General features: G+C 74.9%; 16 protein-coding genes. 6 read left to right on the top strand and 10 right to left on the bottom strand.

Annotation, left to right across the window (positions count from 1 at the left end; translation table 11 throughout):
* Positions 1 to 51: 51 nt before the first annotated feature.
* Both xylB and xylA read right to left on the bottom strand, forming a co-directional pair.
* Positions 52 to 1,494 (bottom strand): xylulokinase, encoded by a 1,443-nt coding sequence (gene xylB, locus ML5_RS16235; protein ID WP_013475413.1) that lies wholly within the window; start codon positions 1,492 to 1,494, stop codon positions 52 to 54.
* Between the two features lie 11 nt (positions 1,495 to 1,505).
* Positions 1,506 to 2,693, bottom strand: a complete 1,188-nt coding sequence (xylA, locus tag ML5_RS16230) for a xylose isomerase (protein WP_013475412.1) — start codon at positions 2,691 to 2,693, stop codon at positions 1,506 to 1,508.
* Positions 2,694 to 2,746: 53 nt separating this feature from the next.
* On the opposite strand from xylA, the gene ML5_RS16225 reads away from it, so the two are divergent.
* From ML5_RS16225 to ML5_RS16215, 3 genes are all read left to right on the top strand, one after another.
* A complete protein-coding gene (locus tag ML5_RS16225; protein ID WP_013288171.1) occupies positions 2,747 to 4,006 on the top strand; it encodes an ROK family protein in 1,260 nt (419 codons plus the stop codon).
* Positions 4,007 to 4,085: 79 nt separating this feature from the next.
* Positions 4,086 to 5,807, top strand: coding sequence for a PP2C family protein-serine/threonine phosphatase (locus tag ML5_RS16220; RefSeq protein ID WP_236619422.1), 1,722 nt, complete (start codon positions 4,086 to 4,088; stop codon positions 5,805 to 5,807).
* The gene (locus ML5_RS16215; RefSeq protein WP_013475410.1) at positions 5,804 to 6,835 is read left to right on the top strand and encodes a B12-binding domain-containing protein; all 1,032 of its coding nucleotides are present in this window, start codon (positions 5,804 to 5,806) and stop codon (positions 6,833 to 6,835) included. Before ML5_RS16220 ends, ML5_RS16215 begins: the two co-directional genes overlap by 4 nt.
* Position 6,836: 1 nt before the next feature.
* Here the strand turns inward: ML5_RS16215 and ML5_RS16210 are convergent, their stop codons facing one another.
* Entirely contained in the window at positions 6,837 to 7,352 is a 516-nt protein-coding gene (locus tag ML5_RS16210; protein WP_013288174.1) for a MarR family winged helix-turn-helix transcriptional regulator, read from the bottom strand.
* A gap of 94 nt (positions 7,353 to 7,446) precedes the next feature.
* Between ML5_RS16210 and ML5_RS16205 the strand changes: the two genes are divergently transcribed.
* A complete protein-coding gene (locus tag ML5_RS16205; RefSeq protein WP_013475409.1) occupies positions 7,447 to 8,577 on the top strand; it encodes a PP2C family protein-serine/threonine phosphatase in 1,131 nt (376 codons plus the stop codon).
* A gap of 10 nt (positions 8,578 to 8,587) precedes the next feature.
* Here the strand turns inward: ML5_RS16205 and ML5_RS16200 are convergent, their stop codons facing one another.
* The 7 genes from ML5_RS16200 to ML5_RS16170 form a co-directional block, all read right to left on the bottom strand.
* The gene (locus ML5_RS16200) at positions 8,588 to 10,069 is read right to left on the bottom strand and encodes a sugar transferase (protein ID WP_013288176.1); all 1,482 of its coding nucleotides are present in this window, start codon (positions 10,067 to 10,069) and stop codon (positions 8,588 to 8,590) included.
* A gap of 212 nt (positions 10,070 to 10,281) precedes the next feature.
* Positions 10,282 to 12,036 carry a substrate-binding domain-containing protein gene (locus tag ML5_RS16195; RefSeq protein ID WP_049794844.1) on the bottom strand — a complete coding sequence of 585 codons (1,755 nt, stop codon included), beginning with the start codon at positions 12,034 to 12,036 and terminating at the stop codon, positions 10,282 to 10,284.
* Positions 12,037 to 12,213: 177 nt separating this feature from the next.
* A complete protein-coding gene (locus ML5_RS16190) occupies positions 12,214 to 13,248 on the bottom strand; it encodes a lactonase family protein (protein ID WP_201766727.1) in 1,035 nt (344 codons plus the stop codon).
* A gap of 101 nt (positions 13,249 to 13,349) precedes the next feature.
* Positions 13,350 to 13,952, bottom strand: a complete 603-nt coding sequence (locus ML5_RS16185) for an ATP/GTP-binding protein (protein WP_013288179.1) — start codon at positions 13,950 to 13,952, stop codon at positions 13,350 to 13,352.
* On the bottom strand, positions 13,933 to 14,322 hold the full coding sequence (locus ML5_RS16180; protein WP_013475407.1) for a DUF742 domain-containing protein: 390 nt from the start codon (positions 14,320 to 14,322) through the stop codon (positions 13,933 to 13,935). The genes ML5_RS16185 and ML5_RS16180 overlap by 20 nt, the downstream gene beginning before the upstream one ends.
* Positions 14,312 to 14,734: a roadblock/LC7 domain-containing protein gene (locus ML5_RS16175; protein WP_013288181.1), complete on the bottom strand. Its 423-nt coding sequence runs from the start codon at positions 14,732 to 14,734 to the stop codon at positions 14,312 to 14,314. Before ML5_RS16175 ends, ML5_RS16180 begins: the two co-directional genes overlap by 11 nt.
* The gene (locus ML5_RS16170) at positions 14,734 to 17,082 is read right to left on the bottom strand and encodes a nitrate- and nitrite sensing domain-containing protein (RefSeq protein ID WP_013475406.1); all 2,349 of its coding nucleotides are present in this window, start codon (positions 17,080 to 17,082) and stop codon (positions 14,734 to 14,736) included. The genes ML5_RS16175 and ML5_RS16170 overlap by 1 nt, the downstream gene beginning before the upstream one ends.
* A gap of 303 nt (positions 17,083 to 17,385) precedes the next feature.
* Between ML5_RS16170 and ML5_RS16165 the strand changes: the two genes are divergently transcribed.
* Positions 17,386 to 17,991 carry a hypothetical protein gene (locus ML5_RS16165; RefSeq protein WP_013475405.1) on the top strand — a complete coding sequence of 202 codons (606 nt, stop codon included), beginning with the start codon at positions 17,386 to 17,388 and terminating at the stop codon, positions 17,989 to 17,991.
* A 13-nt stretch (positions 17,992 to 18,004) separates the two neighbouring features.
* The gene (locus ML5_RS16160) at positions 18,005 to 19,057 is read left to right on the top strand and encodes a hypothetical protein (RefSeq protein WP_013475404.1); all 1,053 of its coding nucleotides are present in this window, start codon (positions 18,005 to 18,007) and stop codon (positions 19,055 to 19,057) included.
* Positions 19,058 to 19,163: the final 106 nt, after the last annotated feature.

Genomic DNA, 19,163 nt, shown 5'->3' with positions numbered 1-19,163 from the left:
TGTTAAGAAGGGGCCCCTCCTCTACCGCAGGCGTTAAGAAGGGGCCCTTCCTTACCCCCGGGCGTGGGCGTAGCGCTCGCGGATGGCGGGGACCGCCTCGCCGGTGTACTCCTCGGTGTCGCCGATCGACCAGGCGGGCGGGGTGTCGCCGCCGAGCGCCACCCAGGCGGCCTGCCGGGCCGCGCCGTCGGCCACGTACTCGCCCGGCGGCGGCACCACCACCGGGCGGCCGAAGACCTGCGGCGCGATCCGGCGCACCGCCGCGGACCGGGCGCCGCCGCCGACCAGGATGATCCGGTCGGCGCGGGCACCCTGTGCGATGAGCGCGTCCAGCCCGTCGGCCAGCCCGCAGAGCATGCCCTCCACCGCGGCCCGGGCCAGGTGCGCCGGGGTCGAGGTGCGCAGCGTCAGGCCCCTCAGCTCGCCGGTGGCATGTGGCCGGTCCGGCGTCCGCTCCCCTTCCAGGTACGGCACGAGCACCAGCCCGTCCGCGCCGGGCGGGGCGGACAGGGCCAGCTCGCCGAGCCGGTCGAGGTCGACGCCGAGCAGCGTCGCGGCGGCGTCCAGCACCCGGGCGGCGTTGAGCGTGCACACGAGCGGCAGGTACCGGCCGGTGGCGTCGGCGAACCCGGCCACCGCGCCGGTGGAGTCGGCGGCCGGCGTGTCCGCCACCGCGAAGACGGTGCCGGAGGTGCCGATCGAGACGACCACGTCGCCGGGACCGGCCCCGGCGCCGAGCGCCGCGGCGGCGTTGTCCCCGGTGCCCGGCCCGAGGAGCACCGGGCCTCCGGACGGACCGGCCGCGCCGGACGCCGCGCCGCCGCCGAGCACGGCCGGGTCGAGGTGCCCGGCCACCTCGGCGGGGCCGAGCACGACCGGCACCTTCGGGCGCCGGCCGAAGGCCCGCTCCAGCAGGTCCAGCCGGTACTCGCCGGTGCGCGGCGACCAGTAGCCGGTGCCGCTGGCGTCGCCCCGGTCGGTACGCAGCGCGTCCAGCCCGGGCGCGCCTGCGAGCCGCCAGGTGAGCCAGTCGTGCGGCAGGCAGACGGCGGCGACCCGGTCGGCGTTGTCCGGCTCGTGCCGGGCCAGCCAGCGCAGCTTCGTCGCGGTGAAGCTGGCCACCGGCACCGCGCCGGTCGCCTCGGCCCAGAACCGGCGGCCGGTCTCCCCGCCGCCGGCCTCCTCGACCAGTTCCCGGGCCGCGTCGGCGGAGCGGGTGTCGTTCCACAGCAGCGCCGGGCGGACCACCTCACCGGAGGTGTCCAGGCAGACCATGCCGTGCTGCTGGCCGCCGACCGAGACGGCGGCCACGTCGCCCAGGCCACCGGCCTCGGCGACCGCCGCCTGCAGGGCCTCCCACCAGGCGTACGGGTCGACCTCGGTGCCGGGCGGGTGCGGCGCGCGGCCCTGCCGGACCAGCGCGCCGGTCTCCGCGTCCCGGACGACCACCTTGCAGGACTGGGTCGACGAGTCGACCCCCGCGACGAGCGGCATGGCGGGCCGCCTCAGCGCGCGCCGAGCACGTGCTCGACGGCGAGCTGGTTGAGCCGGACGAAGCCGAAGCCCTTCGCCCCGGCGGCCTCCGGGTCGAACTCCTCGAACGCGGTCCGGTCGGCCAGCAGCTCGCGGTAGCCCTCACCGGGGTTGAGCGTCGGGGTGGCCAGCTCGGCCACCCGGGCGGCGGCGAGCGCCTCGACCACCTCCGGGTCGGCGCGGAACGCCGCGGCCCGCTCCTTGAGCAGCAGGTACGTCCGCATGTTCGCCTCGGCGGAGGCCCACACGCCGGTCATGTCCTCGGTGCGGGACGGCTTGTAGTCGAAGTGGCGCGGGCCGTCGTAGGCCGGGCCGCCGTTCGGGCCGCCGTGCTCCAGCAGGTCGACCAGGGCGAACGCGTTGAGCAGGTCGCCGTGGCCGAAGACCAGGTCCTGGTCGTACTTGATGCCGCGCTGGCCGTTGAGGTCGATGTGGAACAGCTTGCCCTGCCAGAGCGCCTGGGCGATGCCGTGGGCGAAGTTCAGCCCGGCCATCTGCTCGTGCCCGACCTCCGGGTTGAGCCCGACCATCTCCGGGCGGGCCAGCGTGGAGATGAACCCGAGCGCGTGGCCGACCGTGGGCAGCAGGATGTCGCCGCGCGGCTCGTTCGGCTTGGGCTCCAGTGCGAAGCGCAGGTCGTAGCCGTTGTCGACGACGTACTCGCAGAGCAGGTCGACGGCTTCGCGGTAGCGGTCCAGCGCGGCCTGGACGTCCTTCGCCACGTCGTACTCGGCGCCCTCCCGGCCGCCCCACATGACGAACGTCTTCGCGCCCATCTCGGCGGCCAGGTCGATGTTGCGCAGCACCTTGCGCAGCGCGTACCGGCGCACGTCGCGGTCGTTGCTGGTGAAGCCGCCGTCCTTGAACACCGGGTGGTTGAACAGGTTGGTGGTGACCATCGGCACGACCAGGCCGGTCTCGTCGAGGGCCTTGCGGAAGCGGCTCAGCCGGGCGTCGCGGGTGGCGGCGTCCGCGCCGAACGGGACCAGGTCGTCGTCGTGGAAGGTGATGCCGTACACGCCCAGCTCGGCGAGCCGGTGCACCGCCTCGACGGCGTCCAGCTCGGGCCGGGTGGCGTCACCGAACGGGTCACGGGCCGGCCAGCCCACCGTCCAGAGACCGAAGGAGAACTTGTCCGCGGGGGTGGGGCGGGGTGCCATGGCAGACCTCCAGGTGGTGGTGTCGTCCGCGATTTGTTCAGCGGTTGAATTAAATGGCGGCGATGTGGCAGTGTCAAGAGGTGACAAGCGCCAGCACCGCCGGGGCGGTCCGGCAGGGCAGCCTGCGCGAGTTGAACCTCGCGGTGGTGCTGCGGCGGATCGCCGCCGCCGACCGGCCGCCCTCGCGCGCCGGGATCGCCGCCGACACCGGCCTGACCCGGGCCACCGTCTCCGCCGTCGTGGACGACCTGATCGCCGGCCGGCTGGTCGCCGAGGCGGAGCCGGAGCCGCGTACCGGTGCGGGCCGTCCCGCCCGGGGCCTGGTGCTCGCCTCCGACGGCCCGGCCGGGCTCGGCCTGGAGGTGAACGTCGACTACCTGGCGGCCTGCGTCGTCGACCTGACCGGCACGGTCCGGCACCACCTGGTCCGCCGCGCCGACCTGCGCCCGGTCTCCCCCGCCGACGCGCTCGCCCGGCTCGCCGCGCTCGCCGCCGAGGCGCGCGCTGCCGCCGTACGCGACGGGCTGACACTGGCCGGCGCGGCGCTCGCCGTGCCGGGCCTGGTGGGCGACGGCGGCCTGGTCCGGCTCGCGCCGAACCTGGGCTGGCGTGACGTGGACGTGCCGGCGCTGCTGGCCGGGCACCCGCTGGCCGAGCCGGTCGACGGGGTGCCGCCGCTGGTGGTCGACAACGAGGCGAACCTGGCCGCGCTCGGCGAGCTGTACGCCGGCCCGCCCGGCCCGCGCAGCTTCCTGCACGTCACCGGCGAGATCGGCATCGGCGCCGGGATCGTGCTCGACGGCGCGCTCTACCGGGGCGCGCGCGGCTGGAGCGGAGAGATCGGTCACTTCCCGGTGCAGCCGCAGGGGCGGCCGTGCCGCTGCGGCGGCCAGGGCTGCCTGGAGCGGTACGCGGGCCAGGAGGCGATCCTGGCCGCCGCCGGGCTGCCCGGCGCGGAACTGCCGGCTGATACCGCCGCCACCCGGCTCGCCGACCTGGCCGAGGCCGGTGACCCGGCCACGCTGACCGCCCTGACCGACGCCGGCACCGCCCTCGGGGTGGCGGTGGCGGGCGTGGTGAACCTGCTGGACCTGGACACGGTGGTGCTCGGGGGCGGATACGCCCGGCTCGCGCCCTGGCTGCGGCCGACTGTGGAGGCGGAGGTCTCCCGCCGGGTGCTCACCGCCGGGTGGGCGCCGGTCACTGTGCGGCCGGCCGTGCTCGGCGCGCAGTCCGCGGCGGTCGGCGGCGCCGGGTCGGTGGTCCGCCGGATCGTCGACCGGCCGGTGGGCTGGCTGGCCCGGACCACCTGACCCGGGATGATCCTCGACGGGCATTCCGTGCCTGCGCTCGGTACGCTTGCCGCCGGGCAACAAGTCCGCCGAGCGAGGGGTGCACCGACAGCATGCGCAGGGGTCGACCGACCGAAGCGCCCGGCCACCGGAGGTGACCGCCGCGCGCCGGGGCGGTGTCGCGGGGCCGGTCAGCGGCGGTGGACACGCCTCGCGGAGACGGCCCCGGCGGGTTGCCGAGGCCGCGCTACCGGCTGACGACCGTCTGGCCCGGGAGCTGCTGGACGGGCTCGCCGAGGCCGTCGTGACGGTCGACCACGCAGGCGTGGTGACGCTCGTCAACGCGATGGCCGCCGACCTGCTCCCCGAGGTGGCGCCCGGCGTCGACCTGGCCGCGTGCCGGGTACCGGTGCTGGCCGACGCGGCCGCCGCCGGATCGGACGCGTTCGAGACCGAACACCACGGCCGGCGGCTGCGCGGCCTGCGGCGTCCCCTGGCCGACGACCGCAGCGCCTGGTACGTCCGGGACGTCACCGAGGAACACGCGCGCACCGACGCGCTGCTGGCCGAACGGTCGCGCACCGCGTTCCTCGCCGAGGCGGGCAGCCGGCTCGGGCTGTCCCTGCACCGCGAGCAGACGCTGCGTACCGCCGTGACGCTGCCGGTGCCCTACCTGGCCGACGCGGCAGTCGTGGTGCACCGCCCGCCTCCGCCCGCCGAGGACCAGCCGCACTGGATCCGGTACGCCACCGGCGATCCCGGCCCGGTCACCGGCCAGGCCGGCTGGCACACGGTGGAGTCCGTCCCCGGCCTGGTCGAGGCGCTCGAAGGCGACCTCACCGAACCGAGTCCCTGGCTGGACGCCGAGCTGGCCGACCTGGCCGAGGTGCTGCCCGCCGGGTTCGGCCGCCCGGGCACCGTGTTGATCAGCCCGATGCCCAGCGCGGGCGGCCCGGCCGGCGCGCTGGTGCTGGCCCGCCGCCGGGAGCGGCCCGGTTTCGACAAGCGGGAGATCGGCCTGGCCCGGGAGTTCGCCGGCCGGGCCGGCGCCGCGCTGGCCGCAGCCGAGCTGTACGGCGAGCAGGCGCACCTGGCCCGGGTGCTCCAGAACAGCCTGCTCCCGCCGGCGCTGCCCCGCCTGCCAGGGATGACGCTCGCCGGCGGTTACCGCGCCGCCGGGGACAGCCTGCGCATCGGCGGCGACTTCTACGACCTGTTCCCCACCGGCGACGGCGGCCTGTTCGCGCTCGGCGACGTCTGCGGCAAGGGCGTCGGTGCGGCCGTGCTGACCGGCCGGGTCCGCCAGTCGCTGCAGACCCTGCGCCTGGTCGAGCAGCGTCCCCGGGAACTGCTGGAGCTGCTCAACCGGGCGCTGCTGGACGCTCCCGACGCGGCCCGCCGGGCCCAGTTCACCACGCTCCTGCTCGGCGCGCTGCGCCGTGAGCCGGACGGCGGGCTGCTGATCCGGGTGGCGGGTGGCGGGCACCCCGCTCCGCTCGTCGTCCGTGCCGGCGGCGGCGTCGAGACGATCCGGGTGGGCGGCATGCCGGTGGGCGCGCTCACCGACGCCCGGTTCGCCGACGCCGAGGTCCGGCTGGCCCCGGGTGACCTGCTGCTGGCGTACACCGACGGGGTGACCGAGGCCCGGGGCGGCCCGACCGAGCCGGCCATGTTCGGCGACGCCCGGTTGCGTCAGGCGCTCGCCACCGGCACCGGGCTTCCGCCCGCCGCGCTCGTGGACCGGGTACTCCAGCTCGTCGACGAGTGGCTGGACGGGCAACCCCACGACGACATCGCCATGCTCGCCGTGGCGGCCGGGTGACACCACCGCCGCCTGACCGCCCCACCCCCGCGGCCGGGCGCCGGATCGGGCCGGAGACGCTCGCCGCGTACCTCGACCACCTGGACGCCGCCGACCGGTCCGGCGCTGTGGCGCTGGCGCGCGGCCTGCTGGCGGACGGCTTCTCGGTCGCGGACGTCCTGGTCGACCTGGTCGCGGTGGCGCAGCGGGAGGTCGGCCGGCGCTGGCTCACCGGCTCGTGGAGCGTCGCCCAGGAGCACGCCGCCACTCACGTCAGCGAGCAGGTGGTGGACGCGCTGGGCGCGACGGTCGGCCCACCGCGACGCGGGCACGTGGTGATGGCCTGCGTGGAGGGCGAGTGGCACGCGCTGGCCGCCCGCATCGTCACCGAGGTGGTCCGGGCGGCCGGCTGGCGGGTGACGTTCCTCGGTGCCAGCGTGCCGGCCCGGCATCTGGTCTCGTACCTGCACCAGACCGGCCCGGACGCGGTGCTGCTGAGCTGCGTGCAGCCGAACCGGCTGGTCCGGGCGGCGCGGATGGTGGAGGCCAGCCGCGCGGCCGGTGTGCCGGTGCTCGCCGGTGGTCCCGGCTTCGGCCCGGACGGCCGGTGGGCCACCGCGATCGGCGCGGCGGGCTGGGGCGCCAGCGCCCGGGACGCGGTGGCGCTGCTGGAACGGCCGTTGTCGGCCGCGCACACCGGGTCGCCGCCGCCCCCGCCCGACGACGCGTACGTGGCGGTACTGCACCGGCGGCGTGAGCTGGTCGGGCTCGCGCTCGCCGCGGTGGACCCGCCGCAGGAGAGCGCCGAGGAGGTCGCCGCCGGCATCGCGCACCTGGTGGACGCGCTGATCGCGGCCGTGCGGGTGGACGACGACCGGCTGCTGCGCGACTTCGTCGGGTGGCAGGAGGAGGCGCTGACCTCCCGGGGCGGCCGGGCGCTGCTGGACGAGGTGCTCGGCACGCTGGAACGGGCGCTCACCGAGCATCCCCGGGTGGTGGCCCGGCTGCGGGCCGCCCGCGAAGCCGCGCCGGACGGCCGTTCAGGCTGAGTCAGGCGGTACGGGCCACCGGCGGCTCACCGGACGGCCGGGCGGGGTCGCCGATCCGTTCCCCGGACGGTTGCAGCATCGGCCAGCCCTCCGCCACCGGGGCCTCGCCTCGCCGGCCCACCTCGTCGAACTCGCGCATGCCGCGTACCAGCGCGGCCCGGCCCTCCGGGCTCATCCCGGCCAGGATCCGCTCCAGCCGGTGCCGCCGGTCGGCACGCAGCTCGGCGAGGAGCCGGAGGGCGGCGGGCGTGAGGTGCAGCGAGATCTCCCGCCGGTCGTAGCGGCCCGGCTCGCGTTCCAGCATCCCGGCCGCGACGAGCCGGTCGCACAGCCGGCTGGCGGAGGAGAGCAACATGTCGGTGAGGGTGGCGAGCCGGCGGAGGTTGATGCCGTCATACTGCTCGACGACCATGATCGCGCGTAGCTGGGCACTCGACAGCCGGCTGGTGGTGCGCTCCCGGGCCGCCTCCCAGACGGCGAGCAAGGTGCCTGCCGCCTCGTCCAGTGCGGCGGACATACTCGTTTCAGGTTCCCGGGGACTGCGCTCTTCGGTCATGGTGGCCCGAGACTACTCCCCGGATCTGCCCGGCGACCTGTGCAAAGGAGCAAAGATGAGCGGAGCGGAGGGCCGCGCGCGCCAGGTCCTGACCGAGGCGCCGACGGATCTCATCGTGGACCGGCTCGCCGCCGAGCTGGCGCGCACGTACGGCGTCGCCCGCACCGAGCTGTACCAGGTCGACTACCGGCTCGCCGAGCTGCTGCCGCTGGATGACGGCCCGTCGGTCACCGGCCCCGGCCACCCGGCCTGGCGCGCCTTCGATCACCAGGAGCCGGTGATCGCCGACGGCGTCGGCTGGTTCCCGGTGGGCATGCGCGGCGAACGCCGGGGCGTGCTGAAGGTCTCGCCGGTACCCGCCGACCCGCACGCCCGCCGGGAGCTGGACACCATCGCCACTGTGCTCGGGCACGAGCTGAGCGCGGTCACGGCGACCACCGACATCTACCGCACCGCCCGGCGCAGCCGGCGGCTCACGCTGGCCGCCGAGATGCAGTGGGAGCTGCTGCCCGGGCGCAGCCGGATCCGGCCGTCGTTCAGCCTGGCCGGACAGTTGGAGCCGGCGTACGCGGTGCGCGGGGACAGCTTCGACTGGTCCGACGACGGTCACCGGCTCTGGCTGGCGGTGCTGAACGGCTACGGCGAGGGGGTTGCGGCGGCGCTGCTCGCCTCGCTGGCCACGTACGCGCTGCGCAACGCGCGCCGGGCCGGGCTCGACCTGGCCGACCAGGCGGCGCTGGCCGACCAGGCGATCTACGCCCAGCACCGGGGCGAACAGCACGTCTCCGTGCTCCTGATCGAGCTGGATCTGGCCACCGGCGAGATGACTGTGGTCGACGCCGGTTCGCCGCGGCTGCTGCGGCTGCGGGCCGGTGAGGTGACCGAGCAGGAGCTGGACAAGCAGTTCCCGCTCGGCATGTTCGAGGGCACCGACTACCGCCCGCAGCGGTTCCGGCTGGAGCGCGAGGACCGGCTCTTCGTGGTCAGCGACGGCGTGATCGACGCCACCACCGAGCAGGTGCGCTACGGCGAGGTGGCGCTGGACCGGTTCCTGCGCCGGACCGGCCCGATGGAGCCGCTGGACGCGGTCCGGTCGCTGATCGGCGACCTGCGGGCCTTCGTCGCCGGTGACCTGGTGGACGACGCGGTGGTGGTCTGCCTGGACTGGCTCGGGCCGCAGCCCTGACCCGCCCCCCTCAGTACGCGCCGCGGCTGTTGAGCACCGCGCCGAACGTCTTCCAGAGGATGGTCAGGTCCGCGGCCAGCGACCAGTTCTCCACGTAGTAGAGGTCCAGCCGGATGCCGTCCTCCCAGCTCAGGTCCGACCGGCCGCTGACCTGCCAGAGGCCGGTCATGCCGGGCTTGACCAGCAGCCGGCGTGCCACGTCGCCGTCGTAGCGGGCAACCTCGGACGGCAGCGGCGGGCGCGGACCGACCAGGCTCATCTGGCCGAGCAGCACGTTGGCGAGCTGGGGCAGCTCGTCCAGCGACCACTTGCGCAGCAGCCGGCCGACCCGGGTGACGCGCGGGTCGTCGCGCATCTTGAACATCAGGCCGTCGGTCTCGTTGCGCGCGGCCAGCTCGGCGAGCAGGGCGTCGGCGTTGACCACCATGGTGCGGAACTTGAAGACGCCGAACTCCTCGCCGCCCTGGCCGACCCGGGTCTGCCGGAACAGCACCGGGCCGCGGCTGTCGATCTTGATAGCCAGCGCGATCACGATCAGCAGCGGCGCCAGGACGAGCAGGGCGATCAGCGAGAGGGACCGGTCGACGAAGCCCTTGACCAGCTTGCGGGCGCCGCGGAACTCGGGCGCCTCGACGTGGATCAGCGGCAGGCCGGCGACCGGACGGGTGTGGATGCGGGGGCCGGCCACGTCGGTGAGCGCCGGCGCCACCACAAGGTCGACGCCGGTGCCCTCCAGCTGCCAGCCGAGGCGGCGCAACCGGGTCGCGGTCAGCTCGCCCGAGGCGGTGACCGCCACCGTGTCGGCGCCGATCGCGGTGGCGGCCTCCGGGATGCCCCGGAAGCTGCCGACCACCGGCACGTCGCCCAGCCGCTGCGGCACCGGGGCGAGCAGCGCGTCCGGGATGCACGCGCCGACCACCTGGTAGCCGGCGTACGGCTCCCGGCGCAGCGTGTGCACCAGCTCCAGCACGTGCGCGGTGTCGCCCACCACGAGCACCTTGCGGGACCAGCCGGCGCCCCGGTCGCGGGCCCGGTGCAGCCGCTTGCGGGCCGCGAACCGCGCCACCTCCAGGCCGATCGTGCCGACCGCGAAGGAGATGGCCAGGAAACCCCGGGAGACGCCGACGTCGGCGATGTACCCGGCGATGGCGATGCCGCCGGCGAGTCGCATGCTGGCCGCGCTGACCCGGCGGTACTCGTCGGCGCCGTAGCCGAGCACCTGGTCGTCGTAGCAGCGCATCGCCTTGAGCGAGACGAGCCAGACCAGCAGGAGCGCCGGGGCGACCACCACGTACGGGATCTCGGACCCGGTCGGTTCCTCGTCGCCGAACCGGGCCAGGTAACCGACCAGGATGGCCACGGCGAGCACGGCGGTGTCCAGCACCACCAGGACCCGGATGTAGGCCCGCTCCGCGGCTCGTGTCGTCTTGCCGGGGCGTTCACCACCGGGTCGCGACGACGTGGCAGGGGTCAACAGCGTCGCCGAGGTCACCGGCCCTCCCCACTTCGCTCAGGACCGCCCCGTCGCCGCCCGGCTCCGGTGTGGAGCCCGCGGTCGAGGCACCCGGTCATCATGCCTGGACAATTATGGTTACCGATTGATTCGGACGCATTACCGTCAGTTCTCATCCCGTGTCTTGACCCGGGAAGCCTTCCGCCGTACCGGATTTCCGGTACGGCGGAAGAGTAGCGCTGAGCTTCAGGTCAGCGGGGGGCGGGCGGCCGCAGCGCGATCGCCCGGAGGAAGATCTCGCCGATCTTGCTGGGGTCGGTGGTGACGAAGGCGCCACCGCCGGTGACCTTGGTGATCGACTCCAGCTCGGCCCGGTTCACCTCGGTGCCGATGCCGATGATGATGACCTGGACCGGCTGCTCGTCGTCCTTCAGCTTGTTCAGCTGGTCCAGCAGCGCCTTCTGCGAGATGCCGTCGTCGTCCTCGTTCTTGCCGTCGGTGAACAGCACGATCGAGTTGACCTTGCCCGGCTCCCAGTCCTGCTGCACCTTCTTGTACGCCGCGAGCATGGTGTCGTACAGGCCGGTGTTGCCGCTGGAGGGCTTGATCGAGGCCAGGCCGCGCTGGAGCGAGCCCCGGTTGCTGGACAGAGGCTTTATTCCGACCAGCTCGCTCCAGTCCTGCGAGCCCTGGAGGTTGGTGGAGAACGTCCAGAGGCCGATCGACCAGGAGTCGTCGAACAGCCCGAGGCCCTGGCTCGCGGCGGCGACTGTGACCTGCTCCCGGCTCGCGCCGTTGGCGGTCGCGACCGGCTTCTTCATCGAGCCGGACACGTCGATGACGCAGAGCATCCGGCCCGACTGCGTGGCCACCGACCAGGTCGTGGTCGCGGTCGAGATGGCACCCGGGTCGAGGTCGGCCGCGCCGCCCTGGCCCGACGGCGGCACCTGGCTCGCGCCGCCGTTGGCCGGGCTCGGTGCGCCGGTCGGCGCCTGGAAACCCCGGCCCCAGTTGCCGTCCGGCGCGCGAAGCGCCTGCGAGGCGAGCCGGTCCTTGAAGCCCGGCGTACGCAGCACCTCGAAGAGGACCCGGGCGGCGGACGCCTTGGTCGGCTCGATGCCGGGCAGCACCGCGAACGGGTAGTCCAGCGGGATCGGCGCCGGCTCCAGGTAGAGCGCGGCGAGCCGGATCGGCGGCTTGGTGCTGTTGTAGGCGATCACGTCCTCCTCGGACAGCGCCGCCGCCCCCAGCCCGTTGGCGATCGCCGTCGGGTCGGACGAGCGCGGGAACCGCGCGAGGAGGTCCTGCCGCAGCGAGGAACGGTTGGTCGCCAGCGCCCGCAGTGCGCCGACCATCGCCTCCTGCGCCTTCGGCGAGCCGGACTCGCCGGTGGAGCTGGCCGCGGCGGTCAGCGACAGCAGGCCGGACAGGCCGGCCGCGTCCTGGGTCGGCTCGACGATCCCGGCCCGCAGCGGCTTGCTGGCGGTGACCTGGGTCAGCAGGTCGGACCAGCGGAGCTTCTTGTCCGGCCACCCTATGCGCGAGGCCACCGGCTCGGGCAGCGCCACCACGACCGGGCTACGGGCGATCGAGGCGCCGTTGGTCGGCGCGAACGCGCTGGCCCCGCCGCTCTTGAGCCGGACCAGCCAGGTCGACGAGTCCGGCACCCAGACGTCGGGGGTGACAGCGGTGCCGCTGGCCTGCCCGACGCCGGCGAGCGTGGCGCCGTGCTTGCTCGCCACCGCGGCGGCCACCTCGACCGACTCGGACGAGGAGACGTTCACCGCGATGCAGGTCCCGCCCACCGCCGCACCGTCGGCGACCCACTGGTCGGCGGCGGCGCGCACCGCGGGGGCGATCTCCGGGGCGGTCGCCACCGACAGCTCGATCCGGCCCGAACAGTTCGGGCCGGCCAGCTGCTGGTAGCCGAACCACGAGCCGGCTACGACGGCGACCAGGGCGGCCGCCACGGCGGCGGCACCTGCTCCGCGGAGGTGAGAACGCATGCGATGGCGGCCAGACACGGTGACCATCTTGCGTACCTCGTGGGGTTACCACCACAACCGTTCGGACGAAAGTTACGCAGCAGAAACAGTTGATCAGCTAACTCATACGCTAAGTTACTGGTCAGTCATTTATGGTGATGTCAATCCACTTCGGACCGCCAATTGGTAACCGTCCGGTCACGGTAGGACGCACGTCGGGCTCGCCACCGGCACCGGCTCCCCCACCGGCTCGGGCACCCCGCCGTCCGGATCGACCCGGAAGATCCTGATCATGTCGGCCCGCTCGTCGGCCACGTACAGGTGCTCACCGGCGAACGCGAAGTGCCGCGGCCACTCACCGCCGGTGTCGACCTCGGCCACCAGCTCCGGCGCGGCGCCGTCCAGCGCGAAGACAGCGATCGTGCCCACGCCGCGGTTGCCCACGTAGAGGAAACGCCCGCCCGGCCCGACGGCCACCTCGGAGGGCTGGACGTGGCCGGTCCGGCCGCTGGCGTCGACACGCGTCGACTGACGCGGCCCGTCCGGCGTCAGCTCGTACGCGGTGACAGTGGCGTCCAGCTCACCGACGAGCCAGCAACGCCGCCCGTCCGGGTGCCGGGCGAGGTGCCGGGGACCGGTCCCGGGCGCCGTCCGCAGCCGGGGCTCCCGCTCGGCCAGCCGGCCGGTGGACGCGTCGACGTCGTACCGGTAGACGGAGTCGGTACCCAGGTCGACCGCGAGCAGCCCACCCCCGGCCGGGTCGGGCGAGACCATGTGGCAGTGCGCGTGCTCCTGCCGCTGCGGGTCGGCGCCGTGGCCGGAGTGCCGGACCAGGTCGGTGCGCTCTCCCGGCGCGCCGTCGGCGTCCAGGCCGAACACCGCCACGCTGCCGCCGCCGTAGTTCGCCACGAACAGGTGCCGCCCGTCCGGGGCGACCGCCAGGTGGCACGGCTCCGCGCCACCTGTCTCGCGGACGGCCAGCGGCGTGAGGTCGCCGTCCGGGGCGAGCCGGAACGCGCTCACCAGCCCGTCGGGCAGCTCGTTGCACCCGTACAGCACCGGCAGCGCCGGATGCCGCACCAGGAACGACGGCGACGGGGTGACCGCCACGACGCCCAGCGGGGTCAGTTCCCCGGTCGCCCGGTCCCGCCGGGCCGCCACGACGCCCTCGGCCCGCCCACCCGTCTCCGCCGTGTAGCCGCCGATGTGGACGATCTCGTCCTGCCCGGTCACCGCTCCCACCTCTCGTCGGTCCTGACTGCGATCCAACCAGAGGCTTCCCGGTGACGCGCCCGGTCAGTCCTGCCAGACCCGACGGATCGGGCGTCGAGGGCTCAGCCCACCGGCACCGGCTCGCCGCGCTGCCGCGCCACGTGCTCGACGAGCGAGATCAGCACCAGCTTGCCCGACTGCCGGTCCCGGGCGTCGCAGAGCACGAGCGGGACGTCCGGGTCGAGGTCCAGGGCGTCGCGGACCGCCTCCAGGCCGAACCGGCGGGAGCCCTCGAAGCAGTTGACGCCCACCACGAACGGGATGCCCCGCTGCTCGAAGTAGTCGATCGAGGGGAAGCAGTCGGCCAGCCGCCGGGTGTCGGCGAGCACCACCGCGCCGAGCGCGCCGAACGCCAGCTCGTCCCAGAGGAACCAGAACCGGTCCTGGCCCGGGGTGCCGAACAGGTAGACCTGGAGGTCGTCGTTGATGGTGATCCGGCCGAAGTCCATCGCCACCGTCGTCGTCGACTTCTGCTCGACCCCGGAGACGTCGTCGGTGCCGAGCCCGGCCCCGGTCAGGACCTCCTCGGTCTGCAACGGCCGGACCTCACTCAACGCGCTGACCAGCGTCGTCTTTCCGGCGCCGAAGCCACCGGCGATGAGGATCTTCAAAGCCAGCGGCACTCGCGGCGCCCCCGGCTCCCGGTCATAGCGCACGGAGTCCACTGACCACCGCCTTGAGGATGTTGTCGTCGGGCAGGTACGCGGTGGCCGGTGGCCGGTGCACCGCGACGAGCCCATGGGCGAGAAGGTCGCCGAGCAGCACCCGGACCACGCCCACGGCGAGGTCCAGGTCGGCGGCGAGGTCGGCCACGGCCTTCGGCCGCCGGGCCAGCTCGATCAGGCGGCGGTGCTCCGGCTGCAGACCGGGCGTGCCGGCCGGGTCCGCGTCAGGGGTGGCGAGCACGAACGCCAGCAGGTCGAAGCCGTCGACGGGTGGGCGCACCCGGCCGCCGGTGAGCGTGTACGGACGCACCACCGGCCCGGCGTCGGCGTCCAGCCACTCGTGCTGCGGCCCCGGCGACTCAGCGCGCATCGGTCCGCTCCCCCGCCACCCGGCTCGGCGCGGCCAGGTTCTCCCCGACCCGGATGACGAGCATCGCCATCTCGTACGCCACCAGGCCGATGTCGGCGTCGGCGTCGCTGGCCACCGCCAGGCAGGCGCCCTGCCCGGCGGCGGTCACGAACAGGTAGGCCGACTCCATCTCCACCACCGTCTGGCGGACCGCGCCGCCGCCCAGGTGCCGGGTGGCGCCCTTGGCCAGCCCGGAGAAGCCGGACGCCAGCGCGCAGAGGTGTTCCGCGTCGGTGCGGTCCTGGTCGGTGGAGGCGCCGAGCAGGAGCCCGTCCGCCGAGAGCACCACCGCCTGGCGGGCGGCGGGGACACGCTCCACCAGGTCGTCGAGCAGCCAGTCGAGATCGGCGTTCTGCCGCGTCGTGTGCACCACTAGGCGTCCCTCTCAGTCGCGGTTCGTTGGTCCGGCGCCGGCGGGGCGGGCTGAACGGCCGGCCCCGCGGTGGTGGACGGCGTACCGGTGTCGCGCGGTTCGGTGGTGGGGGTGGTCGGATCGGTTCCGGCGGCGCGCGAGCCGTCCCGGCGTCCCCGCGCGGTGCCGACCTGCAACGCGGACATGGCCCGGCGGGCCTCCTCCGGGGTGCGGTGGGCCGGGGTGTCGGCGACCGCCGCGCGGGGTCGCGCGGTCGCGCCGCGGCGCCGGATCCGGCGAGGCAGGCCGTCGCCGTCGGCGGGTGGCTCCACAGTCGAGGCGCGGGCCGACTGCAACGGGACGACTGTGTTCTCCGACCGGTCCCGGCCCGGCCGGGCCGGCCGCCCCGGCCGGGGCACAGTGGTCAGCCGGGTCACCTTGGCCAGGCGCCGCCGTTCCGGCCCGGCGGAGGCGTCCGCGCCCACCGGCGGCTCGTCGGTGATCAGTTCCGACGGTACGAACACCGCGGCGACGATCCCGGCCGGGCGGGACGGCCGCAGCTCCACCCGTACGCCGTGCCGGGCGGCCAGGCGGGCCACCACGAACAGCCCGAGCCGGGCACTGCCGGCCGGGTCGAACTCCGGCGGCTCGGCCAGCTTGCGGTTGGCCTCGGCCAGGGCCGGCGCGGACATGCCCAGCCCCCGGTCGGTGATCTCGATGGTGTAGCCGCCCGGGACGCTCCGGCCGCTGACGTCCACCCGGGTGCCGGGCGGGGAGAACGTGGTCGCGTTCTCGATCAGCTCGGCGAGCAGGTGGATCACGTCGCCGACGGCCCGGCCCAGCACCCCGGCCGGCGCCACCTCGCCCACGTCGACCCGGTCGTACGCCTCGACCTCGGAGATCGCGCCGCGCATCACGTCGACAGCCGCGACCGGGCGGCGCCAGCCCCGTCCGGGCGCGGCACCGGCGAGGATGACCAGGTCCTCGGCGTGCCGCCGCAGCCGTGTCGCCAGATGGTCGACCTGGAACAGCCCGGCCAGCTCGTCCGGGTCCTCGGTCCGCCGTTCCAGCCGGTCCAGCAGCGCCAGCTGCCGGTGCACCAGCCCCTGGCTGCGCCGGGCGAGGTTGAGGATCACCTCGTTGAAGCCCCGGCGCAACGTGACCTCGTCGACGGCGGCGCGGACAGCGGTCCGGCGCACCTCGTTGAAGGCGCGCGCCACCTGGCCGATCTCGTCGCCGCCGTGGTCCAGCTCGGGCGCCTCCCGGGCGACGTCGACCTCCTCGCCCCGGCGCAGCCGCGCGACCACGTCGGGCAGCCGGCGTTCGGCCACCTCGGTCGCGGCGGCGCGTACGCCGGTCAGCCGCTGCGCCAGCGACCGGCCGACCCGCAGCGCCACCAGCACGCACACCACGATCGCGATCAGGCCCAGGACACCGGCGGCGGCGAGCTGCACGAGGATCCGGGTGGCCATCGGCACCGACCGCTCGGCCAGGGCGTCCGCGCCGCGCAGCTCGAAGTCGCGCAGGCTCTGCCAGACCTCGGCGTGACCGGTGTCCCACGCCCGCATGTCGAACCGAGCGGGCAGCGCGGACGAGCGGATCAGGCTGTCCTGGAGCGCGCGCAGCTTGAGGAACCCGGCACCCTCGGTCATCCGCTGGTACGCGGTCCGCTCTCCCGGCGGCAGGTCGGCGACCGCGATCTCGGCCAGGAAACGCTGGTTCTCGACTGTGCGTACCAGTTGCTCGTGCTCGCCCTCGGCGTACCGGCCCGCGGTGACGGCGCCGGCCAGCAGCGCGTCGGCCTGGCCGAGCAGCTCCCGGGAGCGACCCAGCGCGGTCAGCGCCGTCGCCTCCCGGTTGAGCTGCGCGTCGGGCAGCGCGGCCATCGCGCCGAACGCCTGGAACGCCGAGCCGATCATGCCGCTGTAGAGCCCGACGGCGCCGGCCCGGTCGACCTTCCGGTCGTCGATGAAGGCGCGCCCGGCGGGCAGCGCGTCGAGCGCCGAGACCAGTTGGTCGAGCCGGTTGTCGAGCTGGGCGTCGGCGACGTCGCGCAGGTCCCCGCCGTCGACCTTGCGGCGCAGCTCGACGATCGCGTCGTCGGTGCGTACCCGCTGCTCGGTCAGCTCGGGGAGGGCGCGGTCACCGGCGAGCTGGACCACCGACAGCCGCCGCTCCCGTTGCAGCTCGGCCACCACGGCCTCGCCGGGACGGCCCAGATCGTAGAGGAGGGTACGCGCGGAGAGCAGGTCGAGCGCGGGCCCGAAGGTGAGCGTGGTGGCGAAGATCCACAACGCCAGCAGCCCGGTCACCGGGCCGATGACCAGCGCGGTCAGCTTGGCGCGGATCGGCCAGTCACGGGTGTTCAATCAGACCTCGCCCGGGAAGGTGTCGCTCGGTGGCGCCGGCAGCGGCCGTCACGTTCGGCGGCCACGACGCCGGGCCCCGGCCCGGACGCCTTGGGCAGGATACGTAATCCGGGGCGGATGCACTACCGGCCGTCTCGGCTCTCGCTACGGTCCGAGACGGGCAGGAGGGCCTCAGTCGGACATCGGCCCGGCACCGGACGGCGGTCGCGACATCGCGCCTTTTCCCGGCCGGGGCGGAAAGTACGGCACAACGGGATTGGCGATCACCCGCGCGAGGGAATACCAGCGTGCGAAGGAGGAGCCATGTCGTCCACCCAGGTAGTCGTCATAGTCATCGTCGTCGCCGTCATCGCCGCGCTCGTCGCGGTCGCCGTGGTCGCCAGCCGCCGCCGGGCGCTGCGCGAGCGCTTCGGCCCCGAGTACGACCGGGTCGTCGCCGAACAGGACAGCCGCAGCGCCGCCGAGCGTGAGCTGCGGGAACGCGAGCGCCGGCACGCCGAGCTGGAGCTGACCCCGCTGAGCCCGGAGTCCCGGGCCCGCTACGCCGCCGCCTGGGAGGAACTCCAGGTGCGCTTCGTCGACTCCCCCGCGGAGACCGTCGGCGAGGCCGACGAGCTGGTGAGCCGCCTGATCGCCGAGCGCGGATACCCCACCGGGGACTTCTCGGACCAGATCGCCCACCTCTCCGTCGAGCACGCCCGCACCCTCACCCACTACCGCGACGCCCACGAGATCCGGCAGCGCAACGAGCGCGGTGAGGCCGGCACCGAGGACCTCCGGCAGGCGCTCGTGCACTACCGGGCCCTCTTCGCCGACCTGCTCGGCGAGGAGCCGGTGCCCACGTCCACGCAGCAGCCGGAGCAGCGCCACCCCGACCACGACCACGACCACGACGTCCCGAGCCGCTGAGGAGGCCGCCGCCATGCGCCAGGAGGAACAGCAGGTCACGCAGGACCACCCCGAGGCCGTCCGGTCCGCACCGGTGCCGGTGCCGCAGCCGGGTGAGCACACCGACGCCGGCCGGCGCGACGCCGACCGGGCCGACGTACCCGAGGACGCACTGGACGACCGGGGCACCTTCGACGACCCGGCGGTCGCCGACGAGCGGCGCGACGCCGAGGTCGACGAGACCCGCGCCTACGACGCCGGGGAGCTGCGCGACGCGGCCGACCGGACCGACGACGACGGGCGGGCCCCGTACCACGAGCCGGCGCCGCTGCCGACGGCGTTCGGGGCGGCCACGGTGGGCGACGCGGTCGCCGCCTCGGCCCTGGCGGGCGGTCGCCCGCAGGACGAGCGCGACGCGCGCGACGAGGACACCGCGGCGCCGGGCGACGGCGCGCCGGGACGTACCGACCCGCTGGACGACGAGCGGGCCGACCCGACGGCCGGGGACCGCCTGCACGACCGCGACCGCTGGGACGCCGAGCACACCGACGGCGCCGACCGCGACGGCGTCGTCCGGGACGACCGCACGGTCGACGGCATGGTCCGGGACGACGCGGCGGCCGACGGCGCGGTCGGGTACGGCAGCGCCGAGCCCGGCCTGGTCGACCCGGACGCCGAGGCCGTCCCCGCGGCCGACGGCGCCGACCGGCGGCACGACCGGGTGGACACCGACACCGCCACCGCCGCGGCGGGCGCGGCAGCCGCCGGCGCGGCGCTGTCCGGCGCGGAGCGGCCCACGCCCGGCGCGGTACCGGCCGACGCGGCGACGCTGTTCGCGCCGGAGGCCGCGCAGGGTTTCCGGGACCGCTGGCGCGACGTGCAGCTCCGCTTCGTGGACGACCCGCGCGCCGCGGTCGGCGAGGCGGAGTCGCTGGTCGAGGAGGCGATCGAGGCGCTCTCCACCGCCCTGCGGGAGCAGCGCACCCGGCTCGGCGCCTGGCAGGAGTCCGGCTCCACCGACACCGAGCAGCTCCGGGTGGCCGTACGCGGCTACCGCGACTTCCTGGACCGCGTGCTGGGCCGCTGAGAAACCGCCACGAAGCCCCGGCCGGTGACCGGCCGGGGCTTCCGCGTACCCGGACCGAACAGCAGGTATGAAACCTCGCAATCCGGGTAGGTGCGGGCAGCGGTGC

The sequence above is a fragment of the Micromonospora sp. L5 genome (genome assembly GCF_000177655.2).
Taxonomy (GTDB): Bacteria; Actinomycetota; Actinomycetes; order Mycobacteriales; family Micromonosporaceae; genus Micromonospora; species Micromonospora aurantiaca.
The sequence above is the reverse complement of the archived record's forward strand: the minus strand, read 5'-3'. Positions and strand labels throughout refer to the sequence as shown.

Coding starts and splice junctions, on each gene's coding strand:
- ML5_RS16205 (WP_013475409.1), top strand. CDS start 7,447: ATGAGCGGAGCGGAGGGCCGCGCGCGCCAGGTCCTGACCGAGGCGCCG.
- ML5_RS16225 (WP_013288171.1), top strand. CDS start 2,747: ATGGCGGCGATGTGGCAGTGTCAAGAGGTGACAAGCGCCAGCACCGCC.
- ML5_RS16195 (WP_049794844.1), bottom strand. CDS start 12,036: ATGCGTTCTCACCTCCGCGGAGCAGGTGCCGCCGCCGTGGCGGCCGCC.
- ML5_RS16165 (WP_013475405.1), top strand. CDS start 17,386: ATGTCGTCCACCCAGGTAGTCGTCATAGTCATCGTCGTCGCCGTCATC.
- xylB (WP_013475413.1), bottom strand. CDS start 1,494: ATGCCGCTCGTCGCGGGGGTCGACTCGTCGACCCAGTCCTGCAAGGTG.
- ML5_RS16180 (WP_013475407.1), bottom strand. CDS start 14,322: ATGCGCGCTGAGTCGCCGGGGCCGCAGCACGAGTGGCTGGACGCCGAC.
- xylA (WP_013475412.1), bottom strand. CDS start 2,693: ATGGCACCCCGCCCCACCCCCGCGGACAAGTTCTCCTTCGGTCTCTGG.
- ML5_RS16210 (WP_013288174.1), bottom strand. CDS start 7,352: ATGTCCGCCGCACTGGACGAGGCGGCAGGCACCTTGCTCGCCGTCTGG.
- ML5_RS16160 (WP_013475404.1), top strand. CDS start 18,005: ATGCGCCAGGAGGAACAGCAGGTCACGCAGGACCACCCCGAGGCCGTC.